This window comes from Pseudoflavonifractor sp. 60 (assembly GCF_009911645.1).
GTDB lineage: Bacteria > Bacillota > Clostridia > Oscillospirales > Oscillospiraceae > Lawsonibacter.
This window is the reverse complement of record NZ_QWKI01000145.1, coordinates 1-24,829: the sequence shown is the minus strand read 5'-3', so window position 1 is coordinate 24,829 and position 24,829 is coordinate 1. Positions and strand designations below refer to the sequence as shown.

Sequence of the window (24,829 nt, the reverse complement as noted above, 5' to 3'; positions counted from 1 at the left end):
TTTTATCACGGTACTCATAGAGCCATTTTGATATAATTCTCTCATTAAATTGGGAGGTGCGGTATGACAACACGAAAAAAACGCAGGGCTGTTGTGGATGAAAATGCCTGTGTTGCCTGCGGCTGCTGTGTAAAGGTATGCCCTCTGTCCGCCATCCAGATTTGGCGCGGAATCCGGGCGGCGGTCAACGCGGAACGATGCGTGGGCTGCGGAAAATGCGCGAAGGAGTGTCCGGCCTCTGTCATTGAGATTCAGGAGGTACAGGCATGAAAAAGCGTTGGTATGATTACCTGTGGATCGTCGAGCTGACCTATCTGGCGTTGGGTTTCTTCAACATTCTGTTCGCCTGGCTGGGACTGGTGTTCTTCTTCATCCCCCTGATTATTTCTGCTGTATGCGGCACAAAGGGCTACTGCAACCGTTACTGCGGCCGGGGACAGATCTTCGGCCTGTTGGGCGGACGGTTCGGCCTGTCCCGAAAACAGGATATTCCCGGATGGATGAAAAGGAAAGGGTTCCGCTATGGCTTTTTGGCTTTCTTCTTTGTCATGTTTTTCCAGATGCTGTGGAATACTTATCTGGTCTTTGCAGGCGTCCAGAATCTGCGGCAGGTGGTGACCCTGCTCTGGACCTTTAAGCTGCCTTGGCACTGGGCCTACCACGGAACGCTCTTTCATCCCGGCGTGGCCCAGTTTGCGTTTGGGTTTTACAGCGTAATGCTGACCTCTACAGTCCTTGGACTGTTCACAATGGTTTTGTTTAAGCCCCGCAGCTGGTGTGTCTACTGCCCCATGGGCACCATGACGCAGCTGATCTGCAAGGCGAAAAGCGGAAAGGATGGAACAAGATGAAAGTTGTCATCGTAGGCGGTGTGGCCGGGGGCGCTACGGCGGCGGCCCGCATCCGCAGGCTGGACGAACAGGCAGAGATTGTGGTGTTTGAGCGGTCGGGGTATATTTCTTACGCCAACTGCGGCCTGCCCTACTATATTGGGGACGTGATCACTGACCCGTCCGCGCTGACCTTGCAGACACCCGAGAGCTTCTTTTCCCGTTTCCGGGTTAATATGAAGGTGCGCCACGAGGTCACGGCCATTCACCCGGACCAGAAGACCGTCTCTGTGAAAAATTTGGAGACGGGGGAGGTGTTCGAGGAGAGCTACGACAAACTGCTCCTCTCTCCTGGGGCCCAGCCCACCCAGCCCAGGCTCCCGGGGGTTGGACTGGACCGGGTGTTCACCCTGCGGACGGTGGAGGATACCTTCCGCATCAAGGAACACGTCCACACGCACCACCCCAAATCGGCGGTGCTGGCCGGCGGCGGCTTCATCGGTCTGGAGCTGGCGGAAAACCTGCGGGAACTGGGGATAGAGGTCACCATTGTCCAGCGGCCCCGGCAGCTGATGAACCCCTTTGACCCGGATATGGCCGCGTTCATCCACAATGAAATGCGCAGGCACGGCGTCAAGCTGGTCCTGGGCCGCACGGTGGAGGGTTTCTCGGAGAACGGCAGCGGGGTGGACGTACTGCTAAAGGATGAAGCTCCCCTCCACGCCGACATGGTGGTGCTGGCCATCGGCGTCACTCCGGACACCGCCCTGGCCAAGGAGGCGGGCCTGGAGCTGGGCATCAAGGGAAGCATCGTGGTAAACGACCGGATGGAGACTTCCATTCCAGATATCTACGCCGTGGGGGACGCGGTCCAGGTGAAACACTTTGTCACCGGGCAGGATGCGCTGATCTCCCTGGCGGGCCCCGCTAACCGGCAGGGGCGCATCGCCGCCGGCAACATCTGCGGCGGTGACAGCCGCTATCCCGGCTCTCAGGGCAGCAGCGTCATAAAAGTATTCGACATGACCGCCGCTGTCACCGGTGTCAACGAAACCCACGCCAAAAAGGCGGGGCTGGATGTGGATAAGGTCATTCTCTCCCCCATGAGCCACGCCGGCTACTACCCCGGCGGCAAGCTGATGACCATGAAAGTGGTCTTTGAGAAAGGGACCTATCGTCTCCTGGGCGCCCAGATCGTGGGCTATGAGGGCGTGGATAAGCGCATTGATGTGCTGGCCACCGCAATCCACGCCGGGCTGAACGCCACTGAACTGAAGGACCTGGACCTGGCCTACGCACCGCCCTATTCCTCCGCCAAGGACCCGGTAAATATGGCCGGCTTCATGGCTGACAACATCAAACAGGGGATTCTCAAGCAGTGGCTTTTGGAGGATCTGAACCGTCTGCCCCGGGACGGAAGCGTAACCCTGCTGGACGTCAGGACGGTGGGCGAGTACTCCGCCGGACATATCGACGGTTTTCTCCACATTCCTGTAGACGAATTGCGGGAGCGGCTGGATGAGGTGGAGCGGGGCAAGCCGGTCTATGTGATCTGCCAGAGCGGCCTGCGCAGCTATATCGCCTGCCAGATTTTGAGCGGGTATGGTTATGAGGCGTATAACTTCGCCGGGGGCTTCCGTTTCTATGACACGGTAACCCATGACCGCTGTCTGGCGGAATCCGCCTCCGCCTGCGGCATGGACCGATAAGCGAAGCGCCGTCAGCTCAAGCAGAGCGGACGGCGCTGATTTTTATACTTGGCTGAGGGTCTCCAGCTTCGCCCGGTCCGCAAGTTCTACCGTGCCCCGGGCCAGCCTGACCATTCCCTCGCTCTGGAGGTAGCGGAGCATCCGGGTTATTACCTCCCGGTGGGTTCCCAAGTGGTTGGCAATGATCTCATGGGTTATGTGCAGGCGGTCTGTGTCCTCAATGGAGGCTTCCTCCAGCAGAAACGCGGCAACCCGTTTGTCCATGCTGTTCCACATAACTTGCTCCATCAGCCACATGACCTCGGAAAACCGGGAGGCCATGATCTCATTGGTGTAGTTCGCCACACAGGCGGACTGCTCCATGACCTGCTGATAGATATCTGAAGGAATGATCCACAGCTGCGTATCTTTTTCCGCCGAGATGGTCACATCAAACTGGATGGAGCGCATAATGCAGGAGGCGGAAAACAGACAGATATCCCGGTCGAACAGCCGGTAGAGGGTGACCTCCCGTCCCTCCCTGGAGAGGATGAAGGCCCGAAGCTGGCCGGTTTTGATCAGCAGCAGGCCGGTACAGTCCGTGCCGCCATTGTGGAGCAGGGTCCCTTTTTTTACGCTTCGGCTGACTAGGCCGGCAGAAATCGCTTGCTGCTGTTGAGGCGTCATATTGTCCCATACGGGAAAGCATTTTGAAAACTCCATTGTGCGCGCTCCTTACAAAAGGCTGTACTCAGTATAAAGCAATTAAGGGCATATGTCAATTTTATTCTTGACATATGCCCTTAATTCCTCTATAATTTTATGTATATTAATGGGGGGGAGTTTCTATGCCAAGGCCTGTAAAATGCAGAAAGGTCTGTCATTACCCCAGGGTTTTGGAGTTTCTGCCTGCCCACGCGGAGGCGCAGCGGTCCCCGATTCTTTTAACCGTGGATGAGTATGAAACGATCCGGTTGATTGATAGGGAGGGTTTTTCCCAGGAAGCGTGTGGGGAATGGATGCAGGTAGCCCGGACAACGGTGCAGAAAATTTATGACAGTGCCCGAAAAAAGCTGGCGGAGGCACTGGTGGAAGGGGCTCCGCTCCACATTGAAGGCGGCGAGTTCCGGCTCTGCGATGGGAAAAGCGCTGGTTGTGGATGTACGGACTGCTTTAAGCGGCAATACCACCAGCAATATGAAAAACAAAAAGGAGATGCTGTTATGAGAATTGCAGTAACCCATGAAAACGGTCAAATTTTCCAGCACTTTGGCCGTACAGAGCAGTTTAAGATTTATGATGTGCAGGATGGTAGGGTCGTGTCATCCCAGGTGGTCGGCACCAACGGAAGCGGACACGGTGCTTTGGCCGGCGTGCTCACGGCGCTGAAAGCGGACGCTTTGATTTGCGGCGGGATTGGCGGCGGTGCTCAGGCGGCCCTGGCGGCGGCAGGCATCCAGCTGTACGGCGGCGTATCCGGCGAGGCGGACCGTGCGGTGCAGGCACTGCTCAAAGACGAGCTGGACTTTGATGCCGATGTGCGCTGTGACCACCACGACCACCATGGAGCGGAACACACCTGCGGGACACATACTTGCGGCAGTTAATACTCTATCATGGTGAGACTTAAAACAGGCCCTCGTATCGCAAAGTGAACAGCCCCACCTAATCTAAACAAATTGTTGTCATTGGTCCCATTTGGGGACAGAAACCGAGGGTGAATGAAAATTATTGTACAGAAGGGTGGGCGCCCGGGTTACAATGAATTTCTTGTCCTGATAGTCCACCACTTCGACAATAGGCAAATACTCCGGCTGTATGCGCTTGCATTTGTTGAGCATATCTTTCAGATCGCTGCCTACTTTGTCTGTGGGAACGCCTTTCACGGGACGTATTAGTTATCCATATTTAAGTTATCATATCCCAATACCTTTACTAAATTAGAAATTTGGTTTCCATTTGCCTGCTTATCATGATAAAAGATTATTTATCAGGCATAGAGCGCAAGATTTCTTGAATTTCCGCAAGGTGCGTAGCAGTAAAGCGGATACTTTCCTTCCCGATTGCTACATCAACGCAGCCGCCGACAATCCTCGCCGCCTTGAGAGCCGCAACAAAGGGATTTTCACGACCGCGTTTACCTTTTTTGGGCGCATTGACAAATCGTATTGCTTCAAACTTTTTGCTGCATTCAAGACACAACGCAACTCTTGTTTGAGGGAAAAAGTATCGAGGGGCGGCAATGATATTGTTTACTTCCATCAACTCGTAAGGCTTTACCTTGCGGCACATTTGACAAAAGCAGCGCCCATGGACACCGTCAGGGGTGTATTTTTTCAGCGTCTGTTCGCGAACAGTTCTGTCATCAAGTCCAAACTCCATGCCCGATGAGTCTCTCGCCTTATGGACTGTGAGCTCGACTTTTCGTGCCACGATTTTGATTGGATTATTCAGCAGTGTCTGAATGTGCTTTCTCAGCCTTTCCATGTTTGACACCGGATTCTCTGGGAATTCGAGATCATCGTCATCTTGGCCGGATTGCATTGTAATGTATTCAAGGCCGTATTCATCAATCAGGTCATCGGACAGTTGACCGTTGCGGTGAAAATTTCTAAGAATTTCTTCGCCGTTTTCAAAGTAATCATCGGTAAAGTCTTCAATATCATCTTCTGTCAAATTCTCAACATACAATATATCCTGATAATGAATCTTCGACAATAGAGGATATTTTAAGTATTCCGCCAATTGCCTGCACTCGTCATGCACGGTGATCGACAGCACAATGCTGGACTGGAAATATCCCATCGGTTGGTTGCAGATAAATACTCCTGTATCGATAATATTTCCAAGCTGGTTCCTGAGGGGAATAAATTCTCTCATACCCATCAAGATCTCTTGTGATCGATATCGTACAAAAGACCCCTTGGAAAATTCTTCCATTAAGTATTTATAGATTTCAGCAGTATCGCTTCCGCGGATGATATCTCGCAGCCCGTCATTATAGCGGCTGCGTTCCCATTCGGCGTTCATCTCATTGATGTTTACGCCAAATATCTTCTCACAGGTCGATTTAGGCAGGATCCGCTCATTCAAAACATAGTAATTATGCTCTGACTTTGTGCAGTTTTTCTTGACAAAGATCACATCGTCTTTCCATGGAATGTATTGCGTCTGATCCCCCTGTATGCTGAATACCGGAATGATGGGAGCTTCTTTCAAGGACAGCAGATATTCTTCCGGAACTTTTTGCAAATAGGCATAAAAACTTTCCCGGAAAATATCATTTTCAATATAGCTGCCTGCATATTTCTTCAACAGAGGGATCACCTGCGCGAATGGCGCCTCTACGCAGCCCATTGCATTCAGAGTGGAATCGAAGGATTCGTCTTTTGGAATATCCAATACTGTCGCGGCGGGGATTGCGCCAAAGCAACCAGCCTCAAACAAATAATTCGCTGCTTCGGGGAAACGGTACGCAGCGCTGCTCTTGACCGAAACGAATACGCTTCTTTCAAAGGTCGGCAGCAGGTTTGCTGCCCTGACCGCCGATAAGAAGTCGTATTGGTTCAGATACTCACAGTCAGAAAAATCATTCGTATATACCGTTTGTGTCCCCTGGCGGCGAGGAACAAATCTGACCAAGCGCAAAACCCTATGCCGGTCATTGCGCTTTGTTTCATTCATGATGGAAAGCAATGATGCGTATACCTCTGCTCTGACACGATCATTCCATAGGCGGCTTCCAAACTCGATTTCTTCTCTTGAGGTGGTCAGCATAAACGGGGCGTCAACCACAAGCGGAATCTTGATCCTGTGCCTTGTAGGCAGACCGCAATACAGAGGATAGTCCTTCGCCGCGCCCTTATCCGGGATATAGCAGACAATGCTTTGGCCGCTGGAAATACTGCGCAACCCATTTTCTCTTTCCCTTAAGGCTTCATCACTCATCGAAAAATGATGAATGAAACGCCTGAATGTGTGCTGCCGTTTGTTAATGGTAACCGTCCGGATATTGCCGGAATCCTCAATTGTGATGAAAGTATTGTTGATCCTGATTTTACGGAGTTTTCTGAGACACAGGCAGAACTCCAGCATATCCTTTTCGCTGTAGTTGGACAACCGGATCCCCTGTTTCAAAACAATCTCCATCCGTGTTCCGAGCGTATTATCATGCTGATCCTTTAAACTTTCCGGGAGCGTGGGCGCTTTTGCAAGCAAAGAAAAATGATACATCCCGCTATGAATCCGCACCTCAGAGGCGATCGAAAAAATTGTTTTGAAGCCTACGCCCTTTTCGCCAATTTTGGCGGCATCCTGATTCATGAGATGGGCTTTTGTAGATTCACCAATCGCGGTGATCGACCGAATATTTCCCCGGGTAAAACCAACCTCATTATACTCTGTGACGATCTTCGATTGGTTCTGGTGTAAGGAAAACTCCGGAACGACGCCCTCTCCATATTCACAATCATCCGCATTTTGGAGCAGTTCTTGAAGAAAGCGCACAGGGCTGATGCCTGACCGCAATATCAGGTCAATATAATTTTGATATTGCTGTTTTCCGATGGCATCTCTGCCAAGCTGGCGGTTATTCCGCAATTCACGAAGGTAATCTTCGGCACTGCCTTCGTCGGACTCCGAGAGCCGATTCAAGCGATCGGAGATTTCCTTGTGCTTCATTCTGATGGAAAAAGTATCTTTACTATCCACCGCATAGCAAAATGCGGAGAAGGAGGCCAACGGGTTCCTTACAGACAGCACAAGTGCGTTATAACACGGAAAATACTGATCTTCCCCGATATCGATCAGCACACATTTTTCTTGACACCATCTCAAATATCTCTCAACGGCTTTTGGAGTTTCGCTTAGCTTAAAATCCTGATACAAGGCGTCTTGAATCGGCGTTTGCATCGCGGACAGGATCCGATACACGGGCCGTCTTCCCGCTTGCAGAGATTTTTTTGCATATTCGCCAAAAATCTTTGCAATGTCCTCATACCGCATGAAAAGGCCAACCTGCTCCTGCGTCAAGTCAAATGTCTCTGACGGGATATCGGACTCCACAGGATGAAACTCAGCCGCATTCAGATATTGCAAGATCCGCCCTGTCTTTGCCGGAACTTTGAGCGCGATAGAAAACAACCGCTGATAAATATTCCGCTCGCACTGAATTCCAATGTTGGCAAATGATTTCTGTTTCGGAAACGTAAAAAGTTCTTTTGAAAGAGGCAGTAAAAAATATGCCTCCTCGGGCTCGTAGATTTCCTCCGCGCTGTCAAAGCAGAATACTTTATCCATGTCAACAAAGTGTCCGCTGCTGGTAAAGAAAATCGGCAGTTTGGAAAAGTGCCTTCCTTTGAACGATTCCTGGGAACTAAGACACTTTTCTTTTCCGTTGTTATCTGCAAACAGGCTTCGGTTCACGCTTGGCAAATATGCTACAATGTCATTCTTAATGATTCTCGCCCAATCCTGATACGCATAGTCCAACAGTTCAGATAAGTATCGGACGGCGTCCCGGAACCAAATATTATTCTCCTGAGGATCAACGAATTCTCTGGATGCGTCCAGCTTAAATGGAACATGGCAGACCACAGGTACATTGAAACGAAGCTGGGTTGGCAGGAAAGAATATAGCGCTCCATTTCCAACCGTGTCCAAATACTCCGGGTAAGGAAATACAACCCGTAAGGTCATTGGTTTGCCGCCGTTGCTGCCCACCTTTGTTTTCGCGCCGTATCGTGATTTGCAGGCGGCTTCACCAAAGACGACAGAAGATGTATAACGGGTGCAGCAAATTTCTTCTACGACATTTCTCTCTAAGCCCAGTTCATAATCATGGAGATCGACCGAAATATGTACGTCTTCATCCTTATAGAATTTTGACGAGGCGGGGTTGCCCGGCCTGCTGACTCGGAATTCCATTGTTCGGAATTCATCATAGTACATCCGGAGGGAAGTCAGCTTATTGAGAAAGAGAAGGGGATTTCTGCTAAATAAAGCATCCTTATTGCAATATTGCTCCTTTATTTCACTATAAATACTGCTGGCTTTCCCTCCCGGAACAAACAATGTCATCTCCGTTCCAGGACAATACTCGTGCGTTTGGTAGCTTGCAATCGGTATGGTAAAGTTTTCTTTCTGTAATTTAAAGGAGAACCAGCCGCTGCGAATCAAAACGGTATCCGTAACGCCAAAAACAGACTTAAAGCCAATGCCCTTTTCACCGATCTCATTTTTTCCGGCGGATACATTCTTCGCAGCCTCGGCGATGCCGGTAATGGCAAATACGTTGAATGGAGTAAAACCCTCCTCGTTGTAACGAAGCACGATCTTGTCGTGGTTAAAGTCAAAATGAATGTCCAGAGAATGGTCCTCAGTATTGGCAAATTCACAGTCATCTACATTTTGAATTAACTCAAAGATGAAGCGGAGGTTATTCGAGTACAGGCCATCCTCCCCGACCGACAGCAAAGAATTGAGCAGCTGAGGATAGTTATCACCGTGGAGCTTGTCCGCTTCCGCAACGCCTTCACGGAATTTCCTCAGCAACGACAAGAAATTCTGCGCATTCGTCAGCGAAGCTATTTCCACCGCTTCCACCGACTTTAACCCGTCCCGCAATTCCTCTAATTGCTGTAATGTGATATCCGCCCGCTGCATAGCTCCGAATTTCTGAAAAAGCCGATCCAGTAGGGCCATATATTACATCTCCTCTACAACAATGATACCGTTCGCCAAGAGGGCAGTATGAATATCTGAACGTGTTTGATCCGCTTGAATGCTTGCTGCTCTTTTGTCAAAATCAGCTTGAACTGTCTCCAATTCGCCCATTTTCATTCGCTTTATCTGGTCATCAAAAGAATCGCTGATTTGCTGCTCCAACGCTCTGACTCTGTTTCGATGCGTATTTTCAAGACTTTCGAGCCGAAACATGGCTGTGTTCGCCGCATCCGAACGGTACTTCTCCTTTGCGGCCTTCCACTCCTGCGCATGGAGCAATTCCAGGGCGTCCCAAGACGGGTCGTGCTCCACTTGGCCTGTCAGTTCCGTGGGGCTGCTCTCAAGGATGTCGGGCAGCTCATGGGAAATCGTGGCGTTCTCGCATATGGTCACAAGGCGGGAATAAGGATTGGAGCCGGTATATCTCCACGCATAGATGGAAAAGGGATAGACGCCGGCAGGAAGCGTATCGGACCGATGCTTAATCTTCAGATATGAAGTATTTTCCGCCGTAAAGTACTTAGCCGCCTGTCTTGCGAACGGATGCAGCGCGGTGATGAACAGACTGTCTCGATGTTTGGATGCGGATTCAGCGTCAAATGTAATGGAAATTGTCGCCTTTTTGCCGCTTAAATAGTTTTCCCATGTCCGTCTTACCGCACTTCTAACTCCTTGCAGATTCCGCAGGTCTTCCAGAATGGCGGCCCTTGCGGCAGCGGATAGGCGCAAGGTTTTATTTGCGCTGTCGCCCAGAATATACATTCCGGGGCCGATTCTCTCGTTGAGATAGTTCGTAACAAGCAGCTGAATCGTTTGCTGTGTCAGCCACGGATTTTCCGCTCTGCGAATCTCCTGTGTGGTTGTAAATTCGGAAAGGTCAAACCCAAACAGTTCTTTTTCTTCATCTTCCAAGCGGTTCATTTCCATGATTTTACGAACCTCGTTGTCGGCCATCTGTTCAAGTTTTATCTTGCGCTCACTGTCGGAAAGCCTGGAGTCAAGGACAATCCTTTCGATTTGTGCAGCGATGCCGCCAAGGATTTCTTCACACTCGCCAATGCTGTTCTCGAAAACACCGATACGCATTAAACAGCGTTCATAAATATCAGCATCTACCGTTCCTTTGGTAATGACATTATAGATGTTTACGGCTTCGCTTCTTTGGCCTCTGCGATCAATTCGACCGATACGCTGCTCGATGCGCATTGGATTCCAGGGCAGGTCGTAGTTGATCATGGTGTCGCAGAATTGATAGTCAAGACCTTCTGAGCCGACCTCTGTAAACAGAAGAATATCAATCGCGTCCGGATTTTCTCTTTCCAGCTCAAAGCGGCGCTTCAGCTCGTAGCGCTGTTCATCCTTCACGCTTCCATCCACCTGCTCAACGCGCTGCCCTTTGGATTGCAGTTTCTTTTTGAGATAGGCCAACGTGTGCCGGAATGTGCTGAACAGCATGATTTTGTTGTTGCCGTCCGCTTGCTTCTGCTGAATGATCTCGTACACTTTTTCAATCTTCGGATCGCGATCCGGCAGGGATTCTGCCAGCGCAAGCACATTCTTTGCCAAGCGAACCAGCATCTCGGAACTATTGGAATCCAAGTCGTAATCTTTAAAATCAAGTTCCGGATCATCGTTCATGCTCTGAAAGCGATGTTCAATCATATCGCGAATATGGGGAGCAAGTCCAAAAATACAACTCGCCGCCTGCCGCCGAATCGTACTAATCATGAATGGAACAGCCCTTGCGCCATGCATCGCCGCCAGTGAGCTGGCCTCAAACCGCAGCAATTCATCATGAAGCTGCCTCTGCTCAGGCGTAAATTCCGTTTCAATCGTCATGCTGCGTCTGACGCAAAAATCTTGAATATCACGTCTGCGGGTTCGGTTAATCATGGTGCTGAAGCTGTGCAATGACTCGACATCTGAAATTAAGCGAACACGATCCTCACGTGATATGTCCTCTCGCTCAAGCCGCGTCAGGATGTCGTCATACAGCGGGTTGCCTGCAATAACGCTGTCCCCCCACTGCGTTTTTCTGACCTGAAGCAGCGCTTGCGCCGCCCGGGTTTGCCAGTTTCCGTCCGCACTTCGGATTGTGCGAACGCACTTTGAAATGGATTCGTTGGGCTTGGACATCATATGGAATGTTCTCTGGTCTATGACAATATCCGGGCGCAATATATTAAGCAGCGTGAATAGATCATCATCGCCGGTCTGAAGCGGGGTCGCCGTTAGCATAACAACCGCGTCGGCATGATCGCAGAAAAATTTTGTGCATTTATAGGCAAACGCCTTTTCCTTGTCCATACTGCCGTTTCGAATGTGATGTGCCTCATCAACGATCACGAGATCAAAATGTGGAGCTGGTTCAAGGTCTGACAGGCCAAATTGTTTCGCTCTATTGGAGCTTTCACCGCTGTATGCGCGGCCATCCAAGATGGAGTACGGAATAATCGCTTTATGATACCGCTGCGGCCATTCACCGTCACGATCTGTATCCGAGATTGCCTGCCGCAGGGTTGCCCCGTCCAGCGGAATAAAGTCCTCATCAAAGCGTTTCATTTCCAATTCCCACTTGCGTTCAGCCACGAGGGGGCGAGGGCAGATAATCAGGATTTTCTCCAACTCCTGCCGGGCGGCTAATTCTTTAATAATCAGTCCGGCCTCAATCGTTTTTCCGACGCCTACGCTGTCTGCAATCAAAATTCTTGGCTCATCGGCATGAATGATTTTGAGCGCGGGCCTGAATTGATAGGGAACAAAGTCAATGCGGGCAGAATTTAAGGAGTACAAATTTTGTCCCGACGGATTGTTGATCTGATAAGCGGTCATCAAGTTGCGGAACCGGTTTACATCAATCCATTGATAATCCGCCGTTTCTGCAACGGGAGCGATCTGTCCGGTATAGTAGGTGTGAATTGCGTTATCAATAAAAACACTGTACTTTGTTGTTCCGCCAAGTTCGGCAATGCCAACAACAAAGCCGCGCTTCCGGGGATCGCTGACAAGACAGACCATGGAGTTCTGCGTGATGGCGCTGCTCGCGGCGGGGCAAGCCGCTGTGGGTTTTGATAAATCCTCCGCTCTTTGCGGCGGAACGGCAATGCTGCCTGGCTTTTCGATAAAGGCAGTCAATTCGCTGATCTTTGAGTATACCGCATGCTCGCAGTTGACCTGCTGCGCAAATTTGAGGATGATGTTCAAATCGCGCAATATCGTATCCTTATCGGGGAGCTCCGCGCTGCAATGCGCCCAGTTGTTGCGGACGCTTATCATATCGCGGACGCACTCCCGTTCGCTCGTTGGTAAATACGCAACAGTACGCATATCATACCAGGATTTATTTGCAATGCGAAGCAGGGCTGCCAAGTCGAAATCTGATAGCTTGGAGAAATTTCTATTTTCAGCAACCCCCCGCTGCGAATAACTGAGACTGGACAGAACACAATCCTCCCACCAGGAATCCGTCACTCTGGGTAAAATCTCGTCCAGCCAATTCGCAAGATAGCCGGCTGTGATATGTAACAAAGCATTGATATCGCTGACAATAGTTGTACGATCCATACTCTATCTCCCTACTGCCTATTTCGACAATATTATATTCTATTTGCAAAATAATATCAATACCTGGCTCTCATAAAACGCGAAAACAGCATCTCCCGCCACCTCCGGCAAAATTGCCGCAAAGCGGAGGAAGCGACGTTGGCCAGACCATCCGCAAGCACCTTGCCTTGATGATGCCGGGACCTTCACAGCGGCTGAAATTTGATGTCGTTCTCCCTGGCGTACCGCTCCGCATAGCTGCCCGCCGGGGCATGGAACGTATAGCGCCCAATTTCCTTCGGTGTGGAGGGCAGGCGGACCTCGCGCAGCTGCTCACAAGCGGAACAGGCATCCTGCCCGATGGTAGTCAGTCCCTTGGGCAGGTCCAGCGTCTCCAGCTTCCAGCCCCCCGAAGGCGTTCTCGCCCACTTTTTTGACCCCCTCGGGAATCTCGAACACGCCGCTTACGTTCTGCAGCGCCGCGTCCTCCCGGCGGTAGATCGCCCCGTTGTGGCAGGCGTAGGCGGGGTTCTTCGGCGCCACCTCCGCCCAGTCTAGGTACGAGAGGATATCTTTGTCTATTTTTTTCAAGGAGGCGGGACTCGGTCTCCACACACGGAGGCAGAACCTCGCCGGGGGTCAGCTTGTCCGCGTTTCGCCGCCCGTTGTACCTGCCCGCCTCCTTGGACAGCAGGGAGGGATGGCCCATGTCTCGCTGTGTTTGATTGCCGAGCTGATGCCGCTTTTCCCCCTGGAAACCGCCTTCAAACATACCTTGCATAATTTTTCCTCCTGTCGTTTTGCTGCCCGCTTACCGGCACAATAAGAATAAACTTATTTCATCACAAAAATTTTTTCGTGTAAATGCAACTGCCCGTTTGATTCGGAGCTTACATATGAACAGATAAATTGCACAAACCACGCTGGGTATTTTTTACGCTGACCTCAAACGGGCTCCGAACGCAGCCTTTGTCCCTTGGAAATTTTTGAGTTTGCGCTGCTTTACAATCCGCAAATAAGAGGCAAGCCCCAAACATTTCTGCATCAACAATTCCCTGTATAGACAAAGGATTGGTACTCCCTCGCAACATCGGCCAGCCGATACACTGATGTGGGCAGCTGTCCATCATCTGATACTGCGGGAAAAAGCGGTTGAGGTGCAGTGGGATGTTACGATCCACCGACGCCAGCCACTGGGCCAGGCTCTTGATCTCCTCCTCGCTGTCGTTTTCGCCGGGAACCAGGAGTGTGGTCACCTCCACATGACACTGCTCCGCCGCCAGGGAGATAGATCGCTTCACCGTTTCCAAATCGCCACCCAATCGCTGGTACCACTCTGGAGTAAAGCCCTTCAGGTCGATACTGATGCCGCCCTTCTGCTGGGCAATGTCGATTTGCTGCTCCACCGTGTCCACGCCCGCCAGGTCGGGCAGCAGCAGTCCTCGACGGCCTCCGCAGGATACGATCACACCGTACTTTTTTACGTCCAACTCAGCAGGAAGGAGATGGGCTCCGGCCGATCCAGCACGTCCACGCTGTACTCCAGGCTGTCCAACTCCGACACCGTCACCGGCGGGAACCGGGGGTCACGGGAGCAGGCGGAGTTTATTACGCTGGTGCAGTCACAACCGCCCACAGTGCGGGCGGTTTCGGAGGTGGGAGCTGACGCTTTTCTGTCGGTCCAAATTCCCGATTGACGCTGATATTCAAAAAATCACTGAAGAATACCGCTGTTACAAGGTTTTCGATGACGCTATTACAGAGTAAAGGAGGTTTTACGCAATGAACGTAAACAAGGAACGCCATACCATCTGGTTGACAGATGGTGCATGGAACCAAGTGAAAGATCACTACCGCACGGACAACTGCTCCATGCAGAACGAGTACATCGAGAAGGCCATCCGGTTCTACTCCGGCTACCTGGACGCCGAGCAGGCCGACAGCTACCTGCCCCGTGTCCTCGCCGTGGTGCTGGAGGGAAAGCTGGGTGCGCTGGGCGCGCTGGGTGACCGCGTGGGAAAGCTGCTGTTCAAGCTGTCGGTGGATAACGCGGTCATGGCTCATGTCACTGCCGTCAGCATCGACGTGGATCTGGACACGCTTAAAAAAGTGCGAGTCCAGTGCATCAAGGACGTCAAGGAGACAAACGGTCAGATTGATTTTGAGGATGCGTTCAAATTCCAGAAGAGGCTGGACTGATGCGCGGACTGATTCAAAAGAGTGGCTACATCAAGCCGGGCAGCGGTGCCGGGAACTACGCGGAGTACATCGCCACCCGAGACGGTGTGGAGCTGTTGAGCAGAAGCGGACAGCACATGGAGTACATCGCAGAACGCCCTCGGTCTCATGGCCTGTTCTCCAATGCGCAGAACACCGATCTGGAAAAGACGATGCGGGAGGTGAGCAGCCATCCAGCTGCCGTCTGGACGTTCATCTACTCACTCAAGCGTGAGGACGCGGCGCGGGAAACGATGAGCCAGCTGATTCGTGAGATGGAGTCCGGTATCTGTGACTGTCCTGCCATTGAGGATAAGCTAGTCACTCTGGCAGAGATGCTCAGGGATACCAAAGGTAAGAAAGTGTACGGCTACCTGAAGAAACCGGCTAAGGCTCAGGTAGACGCTATCGTGGATGAGCTGGCACAGCTCCCAGTGGTGGCTGAGTGCTATGAGGTCTGGAACAATCTGTGGGATGAACTGGAGAACTACTACAAGGACAAGCCCAGGGAACGGCTTCCCCTGTCTCAGCAGAAGGAGCTTAAGTCGATCAAGAACATGGTCATCCGGGAGGCGAAGCGTATCCAGTTGGGTGAAGTCACCTTCGAGGATGAACAGACGGTCGATAAATTGGATGAGAAGGAAGAAGTCCTAAACATCCACTCTCACTGGCAAGTGGTGAACGCATATCGGGAAGCCAAGTATGTTCTCGACGATGACGATGCTTCGTGGACTGAACAGGAGGATGCTGTCCAGATGCTGGAGCAGCTCTGGGATGCTGGTTTCACAGTGGTGGCTCACCAACTGGGTAAGTGCTGGCGGGACGGTCTGGGCGTCTATCCGGACGACGAGAAAGCGGAGTTGTGGTTCCGTCGCTCCGCTGAGGCTGGGAATAATTTCTCGCAATACGCGCTGGGCAAGCTGCTTCACGGACGGCAACGCCGGCGAGACTATCCAGTGGCCGGATGCGGAAAGTCCTTACAGCAACGTCGATAATCTGGATTGCTACGGCGAGAACAAGGCTTACCGCCTGGAGGCCTGGACCCGCTACCCTGAGACGTACCATACACAGAAGGTAACGCAGGAGGATGGTCAACTGAAAATGTAGCGTAAATTGAGCAGATAACAACGGGCCTTCCACAAAAGTGGAGGGCCCAAATATTTTACAAAGGCGGTTGTCGATTGCACTACCGTCTCCAAAGAGTGAGGTGTCCTCCCAAATGATAAATTTCTGATAACAGTTCCTGTTCAGGATAGCTATTTGACGGTGGTTAGGGTATTGTGTGTTGCTGACAAAGGAGGCGGTTCAAAATGGCAAAACGCAGGCCGTCCGGCGACGGCATGGTGCGTAAGCGTGACGACGGACGCTGGGAGGGCCGCATCGTGGTAGGACACAAGGAAAATGGAACTCCCATCTTCCGCTACATCTACGCCGACACTCAGGAGGAACTGACTGCCAAGCTGCGACAGAACATCCAGGCCTACCAAGGAGTGGAGTTGACGGAGCAGAGCAAGATGACCCTCTCGGAGTGGCTGGATCAGCGCATGGTGGGAACCATCCGCAGCCAAACCCTGGAGGTCTACCGCCGGGACATCAGCAACCACACCATCCTCCACCACGCTCTGAAAACCGCGGCGGAGGAAGGACTGCTGCCCTCCAATCCTGCCGACAAGGCAACGCCGCCCAAGCTGTCGGGCAAGCCCAAGGGTATCCTCAACAACGACCAACTGGATACTTTGATGGCCGCCATAGAGAAGGACGAACTCTGGCACGACTTCTTCTACACGGAGTTGACCACTGGTCTGCGGCGGGGGGAGCTGTGCGGCCTCAAATGGAAGGACTTCGACAGTGAGGCCGGAACGCTGAAAATATGCCGCACTATTCACTCCAAAAAGGGCGGTACGCTGGAGGCGGGGGACACCAAAACCTACGCCGGGAAGCGGACGATCCTGCTGCCCCACAGCACGGTCCAGCTTCTGCGGAAGCGGAAAGGAACCGCGCTGACGGAGTGGATCTTCCCTGACCTCCTAAAACCGGAGAAACCCACTCATTCGGAGGGCGCTTATCGGCAGCTAAAGAAAATTCTGGCAGAGGCTGGACTGCCCAACATTCGATTTCATGATTTGCGTCACCTAAATGTCAAGCCCAAAACAAAAAGCTTTTATTCATTTTTCCTGGCAGCTTATATGTCCAATAAGTTGCTCTTTCCCCAATTACATTTTGAGCAAAGTGTCTGCAAATTTTCAATCACAGTTTCTCCGCCTTTTGACCAAAGCTTAATATGATCAACGTGTAACTCCACTGATGGATCCTTCGCAGGGGATGCGCCACAGGCACAACATTTAAAATTATCTCTCGACATTACTTTGAAGCGCATACGTAAGTTGATGTCTCTGCTGGTCTTATGAGTCGCATCAGGCTTTACTTCAATCTGGTTAAATTCTAAGCTCTCTTGAGAGTTGTAGTAGTCGACAAATGATTTTAAAGCTACCGACCATTTACCAAATCTACGTTCATAAGCTTTGTAAGAGATGGGAGATTGAAAAAAAGATAAGTCGCGCCTCGATGGCTGATGACCCATTTTAATCCATAATTCAGCCAAATTGTCAAACAATTCTTGCTTTGTATATTGTCTGTTAGAAATTTGCAATCCTGCTATACGCAAGGCGTTATTCCACGTTCCAAAATGTCGCATAATTGTAGTCGGATCATAATGTCCATGTTCTTCATACTCCGCAATTGTAAGAGACTGTTTGCCTGTTTCTTTTGATGCCTTACAAAGGTCTGACAACAGTTCATCATCTGTCACGCTATTGGTTCTGTCTATATACTCTAATAGCACGATCGTTCACCCCTTGTCTGTAAGGAATGATGTTATTTTACCACACAAATGGAAAAAACGTCAACAAATTAGCATCTGCTCCCTGATAAATAAAAAGACGCTGGCAAGCAGGGCATGGGGATATCGCTTTCGATACCCCCATGCGCTTGTTGGGACTCCCCCAAACCCCGGACTGACCGCTTTGCCTCCAGTCGAACACGCCTATCGGCGTGGCTCCATGCTTCGCATGACCAGCAGGGAGAGAGTGATGTGACCGCGTTAGGGGGGATAGCCGCAGAACGGCGCAAGGGGCGTCCCCTTTGGACAGAGCGGAGCGACGCAAGCTGCCTGGAGCGATGAGCCGTCAGCAATCCGGGCAGCAGCCCCGCAGGGCGCACGAATACACTCCGGCAGGAGGGTATTCGTGCGCCCTTCTCGCTGACGCTCCGAAGGGGGGGGGCAACCTGGACTGGCTTATGAGGTGCCAAAACTGGCCCGTGCCGGTCTGTCTGTGTGGGTTTTGAGATCGACCCGAAGGATATAGCCCACCGGTCTGTTCCCTGCTGGTAAAAGTACGCGGCCGGGGCGCTAACGCCCCAGCCGGATAGTACGCATTCTCTTTGTCCTTAATGGTACACCTCACTTTTTGGCAACCCTCGTTATGCCTACTTTTTGCGGGGAAATCAGTGGAAAAAGAATTAGGACAAACCATCCAACCCGTTGCACCGCAAGGGGTTTCCGATTTGTCCTTATTATGCCATAAGGGCACACATTCGCCACCCGCGCCCTGGAACACGGGATGGACATCAAGGCCCTGTCCGCCATTATCGGCCACGTCTCCAGCGCCACGACACTGAATGTCTACGCCCATGTCACCGACGAAATGCAGCAGTCGGCGGCGGCAAAAATCGACCGGGCCATTGCGAAGTTGGAACCCCAGCCGGAACCGGCGGCTCCGAAAAAGCCCGCCCGGACCACCTTCCAGGCCGTCAAAGGAAAGTACCGCAAACCGGGGACGGGCTGCGTCACACAGATCAGTGACCATCTATGGGAGGGGCGGTACTCCCCAACGGTCAACAGAAAACGTATGGCCCGGAATATCTACGCCCCGACCAAGGCGGAGTGCGAGGAGAAACTGGCACAGATGGTTGCGTAGATGAAGAAGGAAATTGCTGACCTGCGCACTCAAGCCAAGGCCGGATTAAAACAGTCCAACGCCCTCCGGGACAAGGGTTTCCCGGAGGGTGAATTTTTCTCTGTCTGTGGCTAAAACTGTGGTCAGCGCAAAAATACGTTCCTGGGCACACCGCAAAACGTGCGAAAAAGTTAAGAAAAACCGCTCTTTTCTCTCGAAAAGAGCGGTTTTTGTGGTGGACGATACAGGACTTGAACCTGTGACCTCCCGCACGTCAAGCAAAAGACGAAAGAGCCGTATTCCGTTGTGGCACAAGGAGATAACAAATAACCCACCCCTATTTTGCCCCCAAAATTGCCCCGTTTCAATCCACGCTTCGGTGAGTGGGAGCGACAGCACTTTTCACACGAAAGCTCTTTCGACCGCTTCAATCAGCTCATCTGGGCGATTGTTTACAACGTGGCTATACACATTCAAGGTCATCTTAATATCACTGTGTCCGGCCAGATACTGAATTTTTTTAATATCCATACCCGACTGGCACAAGGTAGTTATGTAAGTATGACGAAGCTGATGCGGAGTAATTCGGAAGTCCAAAATTCGCTTGACATCTTTCCCGTTTGGATGCGGCTCTCCAACTGCTTTATCAAGAGGAAGCACTTTAGACATTTGCCGGCGGTCTACAATTTTCATTAAATTCTTCACGGTTTGGGGAGTAGCGTTCCCGCCGTCAGCAGCAGAAACAACGAAGACACTCTTAGTTTGTTTTTTCTCCTCTGCCAGAGCCGCCGCCAGGATTGCAGGGAGGGGGATAGTCCGGTGAGCCGCCTTGGTCTTCAGCGGCGATGGGAACACTCCCTTGGTTCCCTCAAAGCGCACCGCATTGTTTACTGTGAGGTGAGGCGGCTTGGCTCCCAGGTCCACATCGATCCAGCGCAGGCCGCATATCTCCTCCCGGCGCAGGCCAGCATAGAGCCCCAGCATGATGAAGAGATAGGCCCTGGTGCCTTTTGTGGCCTCCAGCAGCGCCTTACACTGCTCCGGTGTGAGAGGAGTCTTCTCCTTGCTCCTCTCCCCTGCCGCTTTCAGCTTAGCACAGGGAGACCGGAATATCAATCCATTTTCCTCTGCGCATTCAAAAATTTGCTTCAGCGTGGTCACTGTCTTGGTCTGCATGGAGTTGGACAGGTGGGCCATTTTGGAGAGCACCATCTGGCAGTGCTCCGGCTTGACCTCCTTCACCAGCATTCCGCCGATATAGGGGCAGATATGGACGTTGATGGCGTTCACATAGTCCGACTTTCGGGAGTAGGACCACTTGCTCTGTCTGTTGTTAAACCATTGGGCTGCCAGCTCAGCTACAGTGGTCTTGTCATCCAGGATGATCCCCATCCGTTGAGCAGTCTCCAAATCGTAGAGCTTCTTCCGTAGCTCCTCCTTGCTCCTGGCCCGAACGTCTTTCCACGTACCATCTTGGAGCTTCAGGCGTTTTCGGTAGTAACCCGTCTTGGGGTCAAAGTAAAATTCCGGCCGTTTTGCCATTGATTTTCCTCCTATCTTTTGTTATGATAAGAGGGTGATCGGGCCTGCAAAACCTATCACCCTCATAGCCGCCTCTTGGTGCTCCAACACCGGGGGCGGTTTTGCATTTTTTCAAAATGTGCGGTAAAAGATATCCTCCAGGGAAATGTCCAGATCGTCAAATAGACTGCACTTGAAATGGGTCACGACCGCCGCCCGCTCCTCCTCAGACATCTGCGCAAGCTCCCAATCTGCATGGACTGCATAAATATCGTAAAAAAGGAACTCGTCCCCATCCAGACGGTATACCTCCACGGATTTTTCATTTGGGCTGACAAGCCAGTATTCCCGGACGCCGCAGCGGGCATATATTTCCTTCTTGATGGTCTTATCGTTCCGCATAGTGCCGGGAGACAGGACCTCCACCACCAGATCGGGAGCACCATGCACGCCGTTGGGTTTGATCTTGTCTGGATCGCAGACGATCATAAAGTCGGGGATAAACTGGTTTTCATCATCCAGATAGAGGTCAAAGCCGTCCTGGATAGGGGTGCATTTTTTCCCTTTCAAGTAATCGCGGAAGATACCGAAAATATTGCCGGATACGGCCATGTGGTTCCATCTGGGACTGGGGGACATCGCCACCACCTTGCCGCCAATCAGCTCCTCGCGGTGCGCCTCCTGATATGCCAGGTTATCGTTCATACAGAATGCTCCTTCCTCCATTCATTTCAATCCACGCCCCCGTGGGGGCGACAGGACCCCTCATAGCCGCTTCTTGGTGCTGGTAACGCCGGGGGCGGTTTTTTACTGATCTTCTAAAGTCCGGTAAATATAGATAAAAGATTATCTTCGTTTTCCGTAACATCAATTAATAAGGCTAAGTTTCCATTAAATTGACAAGGAAAAACTCCGAATCCTTCCATTGTTAATCCATTATCATTGATAGCTTTTGACAGGGCCTCTGAACCATCTTCAAATTGGTATAGCTCAACTTTTCCAAAATCGAATTTATATTTCATTCCGATTTTAGCGCCAACCAGTTCCGCCGCCATTACAACGGACTCATAACTGTAATTTGCGTCGTCCAGTTCAGCTGCAAAACGCTCAAAGGGTGTTTCACCGCCTTTGCTTTCTGGTGCAATGGAGGAACTCTGCGCTTGACTGGAAGATGCTGAACTGTCAGATGGAATGCTGTTGGATGGCGACGATTTTTCTTCACCTTTGCACGCTGCCATAGATAGGCACATGACCCCCGCTAAAGCGAAGGATATGATCCTGTGTTTCATAACTGTTTTCTCCTTACTATTTTTCTGCTTTCAGCAGGAAATCACTTATTTCTTTCAATCCACGCCCCCCCTTTTGCGGGGGCGACAGGGTCACTCAAAATAGCTTGCGTCGCACACGCCCAGCACCAGCCCTTGGCACTTGATATCCTCTCGCATGGGGATTGGATCGTACTTCTGATTATGGGAGATCAGCACACCGTCCCCCCGCTCCTTCACCCACTGCTGTCCGTCCATGAGGAAGATGCCGATCTGGCCGATCTCGATTTCCTTACAGGATCTGATAAATAGCTTGTCTCCGTCGTGATAGGTGGGTTCCATGCTGTCACCACTGATGTGGGCCACATAGGATGTGCCTCGCGGGGGGCGCTTGCTCAGTTCCAACTCTTCCGGCTCGTCACTTCCTGCTGGCTGGCCAGTGCCGGCACTCATAGCGGCCAGAAACATAGGGACGATAAAGTAGACTGCCTCAGGCTCTGGCTTCTCCACCTGGGCCGGTTGCGTACACCGGGCTAACTCTTCATCCGCCACTAATCGGATAATCCTTTTGCCGTGTCCGTCCAAGCCGTCATAGTCCCCCGCTAGCTTCAACGCCTCTTCCGAATAGGGAGGGGCGTTTTTTATGCTGTTTGCATCCTGAGCACCATAACTTGTTGCTATGCTATCACTATAAAAATCCTTTATGGTAATTTTGAGAACTTTGCAGATTTTAGGAACCATGTCAACATCTGGAGAATTGTTTCCTCTAACCCAATTATTTACAGTTCCCTTGCTTATCCCTAATTTATCCGCCAGATTTACTTGATTTATATTTGCTCTCTCCATAGCGAATACAAGGTTTAAGCGTATCCTTTCGCGCAAAGAAATCTCGGTCAGTTCCTCCATAAAACCACCACCTTTATGACGATGATAGCACACCAAAAAATAAAAGTCAAGAAATTCGTGATTAGATATTGACAGTAGCGAAATATTGTGATACCATCTGCTTGAGGTCAAGAAAATCGCTACCGAAACGATAGGGGGTGTTATATTGGGCATCGAAATGGCTATTCGTGAATACCTCGTCAGTCACGGAATAAAGCAGTCTTTTGTAGCGGAAAAGTGCGGATGGAGCAAGCAAAAAATCAATTCCATTGCAACCGGAAAGCAGAAAATTACAGCAGAGGAATATGGCAGACTTTGTAACGCCATCGGCCTCCCCTACGACTACTTCTACAACGCCGCCGAAGATTTGGCGTGAGGGGGTGAGAGCATGGACAGAGACAACAAACCCGCCCTGCCAATTGTGGCGGAGCGGGACATAACGGCAAAGGAATTTCTCCAAAAGCTAAAGCAACACTGCGCAAAAGTTTATGCTAAGCAATCCTGTAGGGAGTGTCGCTTTTTAGACTTTTGCTATTGTGCGCCCACGAATTACACGGACGAGTTTCTTTCTGACTCAATCGCGTACTTTTCTTGAAAACTTAAGACGAGCGGACAAGGCCTGCCGGGACTCTCCATACCGTGACATTTATAGCCGCTGTCTTGAAGAGAGCAGGACGCATATATAAGACGTTCTGTGCCATCTGCTGAAACTTCGTATATGTGGTGGATGCTGGTGCCCTCTTTATACCGCCGACAGTTGAATGCCCGAAATTCCTCCCGAGTTTTCTTTTCTTGCAACGCTATGACCTCTTTCCTGTATGTATTGAGCAAGTGCTAGTTGCTCTAATCGTTACTATTATACAGAAAATATGGATAAAAGTAAAGACCATGTTCGCCCAGTCAGCAGGACAACGCATAAAAAACCGCCCAGTGGGGCGGCGGGAAGGAGGTGAAAGGATGAACCTCAAAGAGGTATCGACCAAAGAGCTTGTTGAAGAGCTCAAGCAGCGGGAAGGCGTCGAGGCCCACATCATTGGGCCATCCGCCCTTATCACGGTTCAGGCGGACGGCCCAGCGATTGTATTGGTGGTGATTGATTAGCCGATCCGTGTGTCGCCATATCGGCCCTTGATGTTGGCGTGGAAATACCGGCCCTTTGAAGCTGCGGACATCAGCCCCTGGTATACCGAGGCAGGAACATTTGAGTAGCGATAGAGACCGCCGCTATGGAAGCGGATATGGAGCGTTCCGCTTTCGTAGCCAACACTGGCAATATTTGACGAACTAACGGGAATCATCTGCATAGTGTTCACCTCCTTTCGCCTACATTTTACCACGAGGCGGTCAGGAGGACAACAAAAAGTGCCCCATCAGGTGAGTCAGACCTGACGGGGCAAGCGAACCAATCGTATCCACCAAAAGGCCGCAGGACTATGATACCACATTCTCCGGCGGCACACAAGAAAAAAGGAGAAAAAGATATGAAAAAGAAAACGCTTCAGGACCACATCCTCAGCCGCCTCCAGGAGGAGCAGCAGGCGGTGACGCTGATTACCACCAACGGCTACCATGCGAAGGGGCGGATCGTCGGCTTCGACCGCTTCACGGTGGTCCTCCTGGGCAAGGACGGCCAGCAGCTGACCTACAAGCACGCCATCTCCACCATCGTGCCGGAGAGGCCGGTGGGCCTGACCAGCTGGAAGGGGGAGTCGTAATGCCCGCCGCGCTGATGACGGTGGAGGAGGTGGGCGCCTTCCTGGGCATCGACCGCAGCACGGTGTACCGTCTGTGCAGCAAGCCGAACGGTCTGCGTTCCTACAAGGTGGGCAGCCGTCTCCGCTTCAAACAGGAGGACGTAGAGGCGTATCTGGACCGCTGCCTGGTCCAGCCGCCTCAGCCCCGGAACCACCCTGGTATTGCCCGGTTCCAGTACAAGCCCGGTATGCGGGTTGTGAATCTGTAAAGGAGGATATTCTGATGTACAAAACAGTGAAAACCTCCCTGGTCACCGGCGGCCAGGTGGTGCGTGAGCTGCTCCGGCGCTTCGGGCCCGGCCAGGTCTGCCAGGTGGTCCAGGAGACAGAGGGCGTCTTTCGGGTCCACTTGCTGGGCGGCAGGACGGTCCAGGCCACTGTGCTGGCCAATGGGACGCTGAGCATCCAGGAGATGGAGGACGTGGCTTAGAGGATGAGCGAAATAAA

22 protein-coding genes and 2 pseudogenes are annotated in these 24,829 nt (G+C 51.5%); 14 read left to right on the top strand and 10 right to left on the bottom strand.

What is annotated here, in order from left to right:
• Nucleotides 1–63: 63 nt before the first annotated feature.
• The 3 genes from D1646_RS15925 to D1646_RS15915 are packed head-to-tail and all read left to right on the top strand — an operon-like array spanning nt 64 to nt 2,539.
• Nucleotides 64–270: a 4Fe-4S binding protein gene (locus tag D1646_RS15925; protein ID WP_160637417.1), complete on the top strand. Its 207-nt coding sequence runs from the start codon at nt 64–66 to the stop codon at nt 268–270.
• Nucleotides 267–851, top strand: coding sequence for a 4Fe-4S binding protein (locus tag D1646_RS15920; RefSeq protein ID WP_160637416.1), 585 nt, complete (start codon nt 267–269; stop codon nt 849–851). Before D1646_RS15925 ends, D1646_RS15920 begins: the two co-directional genes overlap by 4 nt.
• Nucleotides 848–2,539: an FAD-dependent oxidoreductase gene (locus D1646_RS15915; RefSeq protein WP_160637415.1), complete on the top strand. Its 1,692-nt coding sequence runs from the start codon at nt 848–850 to the stop codon at nt 2,537–2,539. Before D1646_RS15920 ends, D1646_RS15915 begins: the two co-directional genes overlap by 4 nt.
• A gap of 42 nt (nt 2,540–2,581) precedes the next feature.
• Here D1646_RS15915 and D1646_RS15910 read toward each other — a convergent pair whose 3' ends face one another.
• Nucleotides 2,582–3,241 (bottom strand): Crp/Fnr family transcriptional regulator, encoded by a 660-nt coding sequence (locus D1646_RS15910; RefSeq protein WP_160637414.1) that lies wholly within the window; start codon nt 3,239–3,241, stop codon nt 2,582–2,584.
• Nucleotides 3,242–3,366: 125 nt separating this feature from the next.
• Here D1646_RS15910 and D1646_RS15905 point away from each other — a divergent pair, with 125 nt between their 5' ends.
• Nucleotides 3,367–4,125, top strand: coding sequence for a NifB/NifX family molybdenum-iron cluster-binding protein (locus tag D1646_RS15905; protein ID WP_160637413.1), 759 nt, complete (start codon nt 3,367–3,369; stop codon nt 4,123–4,125).
• Between the two features lie 376 nt (nt 4,126–4,501).
• On the opposite strand, the gene D1646_RS15900 is transcribed toward D1646_RS15905, so the two are convergent.
• The 4 genes and pseudogenes from D1646_RS15900 to D1646_RS24000 form a co-directional block, all read right to left on the bottom strand.
• Nucleotides 4,502–9,220: a hypothetical protein gene (locus tag D1646_RS15900; RefSeq protein ID WP_160637412.1), complete on the bottom strand. Its 4,719-nt coding sequence runs from the start codon at nt 9,218–9,220 to the stop codon at nt 4,502–4,504.
• Nucleotides 9,221–9,223: 3 nt separating this feature from the next.
• Nucleotides 9,224–12,805, bottom strand: coding sequence for a helicase-related protein (locus D1646_RS15895; protein WP_160637411.1), 3,582 nt, complete (start codon nt 12,803–12,805; stop codon nt 9,224–9,226).
• Nucleotides 12,806–13,117: 312 nt separating this feature from the next.
• Nucleotides 13,118–13,327, bottom strand: coding sequence for a hypothetical protein (locus D1646_RS15885; protein WP_160637410.1), 210 nt, complete (start codon nt 13,325–13,327; stop codon nt 13,118–13,120).
• Nucleotides 13,328–13,674: 347 nt separating this feature from the next.
• Nucleotides 13,675–14,348: pseudogene (locus D1646_RS24000) on the bottom strand (AMMECR1 domain-containing protein).
• On the opposite strand from D1646_RS24000, the gene D1646_RS22760 reads away from it, so the two are divergent.
• The 5 genes and pseudogenes from D1646_RS22760 to D1646_RS15850 all read left to right on the top strand — a co-directional run.
• A complete protein-coding gene (locus D1646_RS22760) occupies nt 14,290–14,481 on the top strand; it encodes a hypothetical protein (protein WP_201754720.1) in 192 nt (63 codons plus the stop codon). The pseudogene D1646_RS24000 and the gene D1646_RS22760 overlap by 59 nt on opposite strands.
• An 85-nt stretch (nt 14,482–14,566) precedes the next feature.
• On the top strand, nt 14,567–14,983 hold the full coding sequence (locus D1646_RS15870) for a hypothetical protein (RefSeq protein WP_160637409.1): 417 nt from the start codon (nt 14,567–14,569) through the stop codon (nt 14,981–14,983).
• Complete coding sequence (locus D1646_RS15865) at nt 14,983–15,996, top strand: SEL1-like repeat protein (protein WP_160637408.1); 1,014 nt, start codon at nt 14,983–14,985, stop codon at nt 15,994–15,996. The genes D1646_RS15870 and D1646_RS15865 overlap by 1 nt, the downstream gene beginning before the upstream one ends.
• 315 nt (nt 15,997–16,311) lie before the next feature.
• Complete coding sequence (locus tag D1646_RS15860; protein WP_160637407.1) at nt 16,312–17,286, top strand: site-specific integrase; 975 nt, start codon at nt 16,312–16,314, stop codon at nt 17,284–17,286.
• 1,314 nt (nt 17,287–18,600) lie between these two features.
• Nucleotides 18,601–18,978: pseudogene (locus D1646_RS15850) on the top strand (site-specific integrase); the annotation flags it as partial.
• Between the two features lie 381 nt (nt 18,979–19,359).
• On the opposite strand, the gene D1646_RS15845 reads toward D1646_RS15850, so the two are convergent.
• The 4 genes from D1646_RS15845 to D1646_RS15830 form a co-directional block, all read right to left on the bottom strand.
• Nucleotides 19,360–20,499, bottom strand: coding sequence for a site-specific integrase (locus D1646_RS15845; RefSeq protein ID WP_160637404.1), 1,140 nt, complete (start codon nt 20,497–20,499; stop codon nt 19,360–19,362).
• A 111-nt stretch (nt 20,500–20,610) separates the two neighbouring features.
• The gene (locus D1646_RS15840; protein ID WP_160637403.1) at nt 20,611–21,183 is read right to left on the bottom strand and encodes a Uma2 family endonuclease; all 573 of its coding nucleotides are present in this window, start codon (nt 21,181–21,183) and stop codon (nt 20,611–20,613) included.
• 113 nt (nt 21,184–21,296) lie between these two features.
• On the bottom strand, nt 21,297–21,767 hold the full coding sequence (locus tag D1646_RS15835; protein WP_160637402.1) for a hypothetical protein: 471 nt from the start codon (nt 21,765–21,767) through the stop codon (nt 21,297–21,299).
• 90 nt (nt 21,768–21,857) lie between these two features.
• Nucleotides 21,858–22,649: an XRE family transcriptional regulator gene (locus D1646_RS15830; protein WP_160637401.1), complete on the bottom strand. Its 792-nt coding sequence runs from the start codon at nt 22,647–22,649 to the stop codon at nt 21,858–21,860.
• Nucleotides 22,650–22,794: 145 nt separating this feature from the next.
• On the opposite strand from D1646_RS15830, the gene D1646_RS15825 reads away from it, so the two are divergent.
• On the top strand, nt 22,795–23,004 hold the full coding sequence (locus D1646_RS15825; RefSeq protein ID WP_160637400.1) for a helix-turn-helix transcriptional regulator: 210 nt from the start codon (nt 22,795–22,797) through the stop codon (nt 23,002–23,004).
• Nucleotides 23,005–23,585: 581 nt separating this feature from the next.
• Nucleotides 23,586–23,729, top strand: a complete 144-nt coding sequence (locus D1646_RS15820) for a BC1881 family protein (RefSeq protein WP_160637399.1) — start codon at nt 23,586–23,588, stop codon at nt 23,727–23,729.
• On the opposite strand, the gene D1646_RS15815 is transcribed toward D1646_RS15820, so the two are convergent.
• Entirely contained in the window at nt 23,726–23,932 is a 207-nt protein-coding gene (locus D1646_RS15815; protein ID WP_160637398.1) for a KTSC domain-containing protein, read from the bottom strand. The two genes, D1646_RS15820 and D1646_RS15815, sit on opposite strands and share 4 nt — an antisense overlap.
• Before the next feature lie 177 nt (nt 23,933–24,109).
• Between D1646_RS15815 and hfq the strand changes: the two genes are divergently transcribed.
• Genes hfq through D1646_RS15800 form a run of 3 tightly spaced genes read left to right on the top strand, consistent with a single transcriptional unit; the run spans nt 24,110 to nt 24,812 of the window.
• The gene (gene hfq / locus D1646_RS15810; protein ID WP_160637397.1) at nt 24,110–24,343 is read left to right on the top strand and encodes an RNA chaperone Hfq; all 234 of its coding nucleotides are present in this window, start codon (nt 24,110–24,112) and stop codon (nt 24,341–24,343) included.
• Nucleotides 24,343–24,591, top strand: a complete 249-nt coding sequence (locus D1646_RS15805; RefSeq protein ID WP_160637396.1) for a helix-turn-helix domain-containing protein — start codon at nt 24,343–24,345, stop codon at nt 24,589–24,591. The genes hfq and D1646_RS15805 overlap by 1 nt, the downstream gene beginning before the upstream one ends.
• 14 nt (nt 24,592–24,605) lie before the next feature.
• Nucleotides 24,606–24,812, top strand: coding sequence for a hypothetical protein (locus D1646_RS15800; protein WP_160637395.1), 207 nt, complete (start codon nt 24,606–24,608; stop codon nt 24,810–24,812).
• Nucleotides 24,813–24,829: the final 17 nt, after the last annotated feature.

Bases quoted from the DNA above. Each gene is read 5' to 3' on its own strand.
- D1646_RS15920 (WP_160637416.1), top strand. From the start codon at position 267: ATGAAAAAGCGTTGGTATGATTACCTGTGGATCGTCGAGCTGACCTAT.
- D1646_RS15900 (WP_160637412.1), bottom strand. From the start codon at position 9,220: ATGGCCCTACTGGATCGGCTTTTTCAGAAATTCGGAGCTATGCAGCGG.
- D1646_RS15910 (WP_160637414.1), bottom strand. From the start codon at position 3,241: ATGGAGTTTTCAAAATGCTTTCCCGTATGGGACAATATGACGCCTCAA.
- D1646_RS15830 (WP_160637401.1), bottom strand. From the start codon at position 22,649: ATGGAGGAACTGACCGAGATTTCTTTGCGCGAAAGGATACGCTTAAAC.
- D1646_RS15845 (WP_160637404.1), bottom strand. From the start codon at position 20,499: ATGGCAAAACGGCCGGAATTTTACTTTGACCCCAAGACGGGTTACTAC.
- D1646_RS15800 (WP_160637395.1), top strand. From the start codon at position 24,606: ATGTACAAAACAGTGAAAACCTCCCTGGTCACCGGCGGCCAGGTGGTG.
- D1646_RS15820 (WP_160637399.1), top strand. From the start codon at position 23,586: ATGAACCTCAAAGAGGTATCGACCAAAGAGCTTGTTGAAGAGCTCAAG.
- D1646_RS15840 (WP_160637403.1), bottom strand. From the start codon at position 21,183: ATGAACGATAACCTGGCATATCAGGAGGCGCACCGCGAGGAGCTGATT.
- D1646_RS15895 (WP_160637411.1), bottom strand. From the start codon at position 12,805: ATGGATCGTACAACTATTGTCAGCGATATCAATGCTTTGTTACATATC.
- hfq (WP_160637397.1), top strand. From the start codon at position 24,110: ATGAAAAAGAAAACGCTTCAGGACCACATCCTCAGCCGCCTCCAGGAG.
- D1646_RS15870 (WP_160637409.1), top strand. From the start codon at position 14,567: ATGAACGTAAACAAGGAACGCCATACCATCTGGTTGACAGATGGTGCA.
- D1646_RS15815 (WP_160637398.1), bottom strand. From the start codon at position 23,932: ATGCAGATGATTCCCGTTAGTTCGTCAAATATTGCCAGTGTTGGCTAC.
- D1646_RS15835 (WP_160637402.1), bottom strand. From the start codon at position 21,767: ATGAAACACAGGATCATATCCTTCGCTTTAGCGGGGGTCATGTGCCTA.
- D1646_RS15915 (WP_160637415.1), top strand. From the start codon at position 848: ATGAAAGTTGTCATCGTAGGCGGTGTGGCCGGGGGCGCTACGGCGGCG.
- D1646_RS22760 (WP_201754720.1), top strand. From the start codon at position 14,290: ATGGGCTCCGGCCGATCCAGCACGTCCACGCTGTACTCCAGGCTGTCC.
- D1646_RS15865 (WP_160637408.1), top strand. From the start codon at position 14,983: ATGCGCGGACTGATTCAAAAGAGTGGCTACATCAAGCCGGGCAGCGGT.
- D1646_RS15925 (WP_160637417.1), top strand. From the start codon at position 64: ATGACAACACGAAAAAAACGCAGGGCTGTTGTGGATGAAAATGCCTGT.
- D1646_RS15805 (WP_160637396.1), top strand. From the start codon at position 24,343: ATGCCCGCCGCGCTGATGACGGTGGAGGAGGTGGGCGCCTTCCTGGGC.
- D1646_RS15905 (WP_160637413.1), top strand. From the start codon at position 3,367: ATGCCAAGGCCTGTAAAATGCAGAAAGGTCTGTCATTACCCCAGGGTT.
- D1646_RS15860 (WP_160637407.1), top strand. From the start codon at position 16,312: ATGGCAAAACGCAGGCCGTCCGGCGACGGCATGGTGCGTAAGCGTGAC.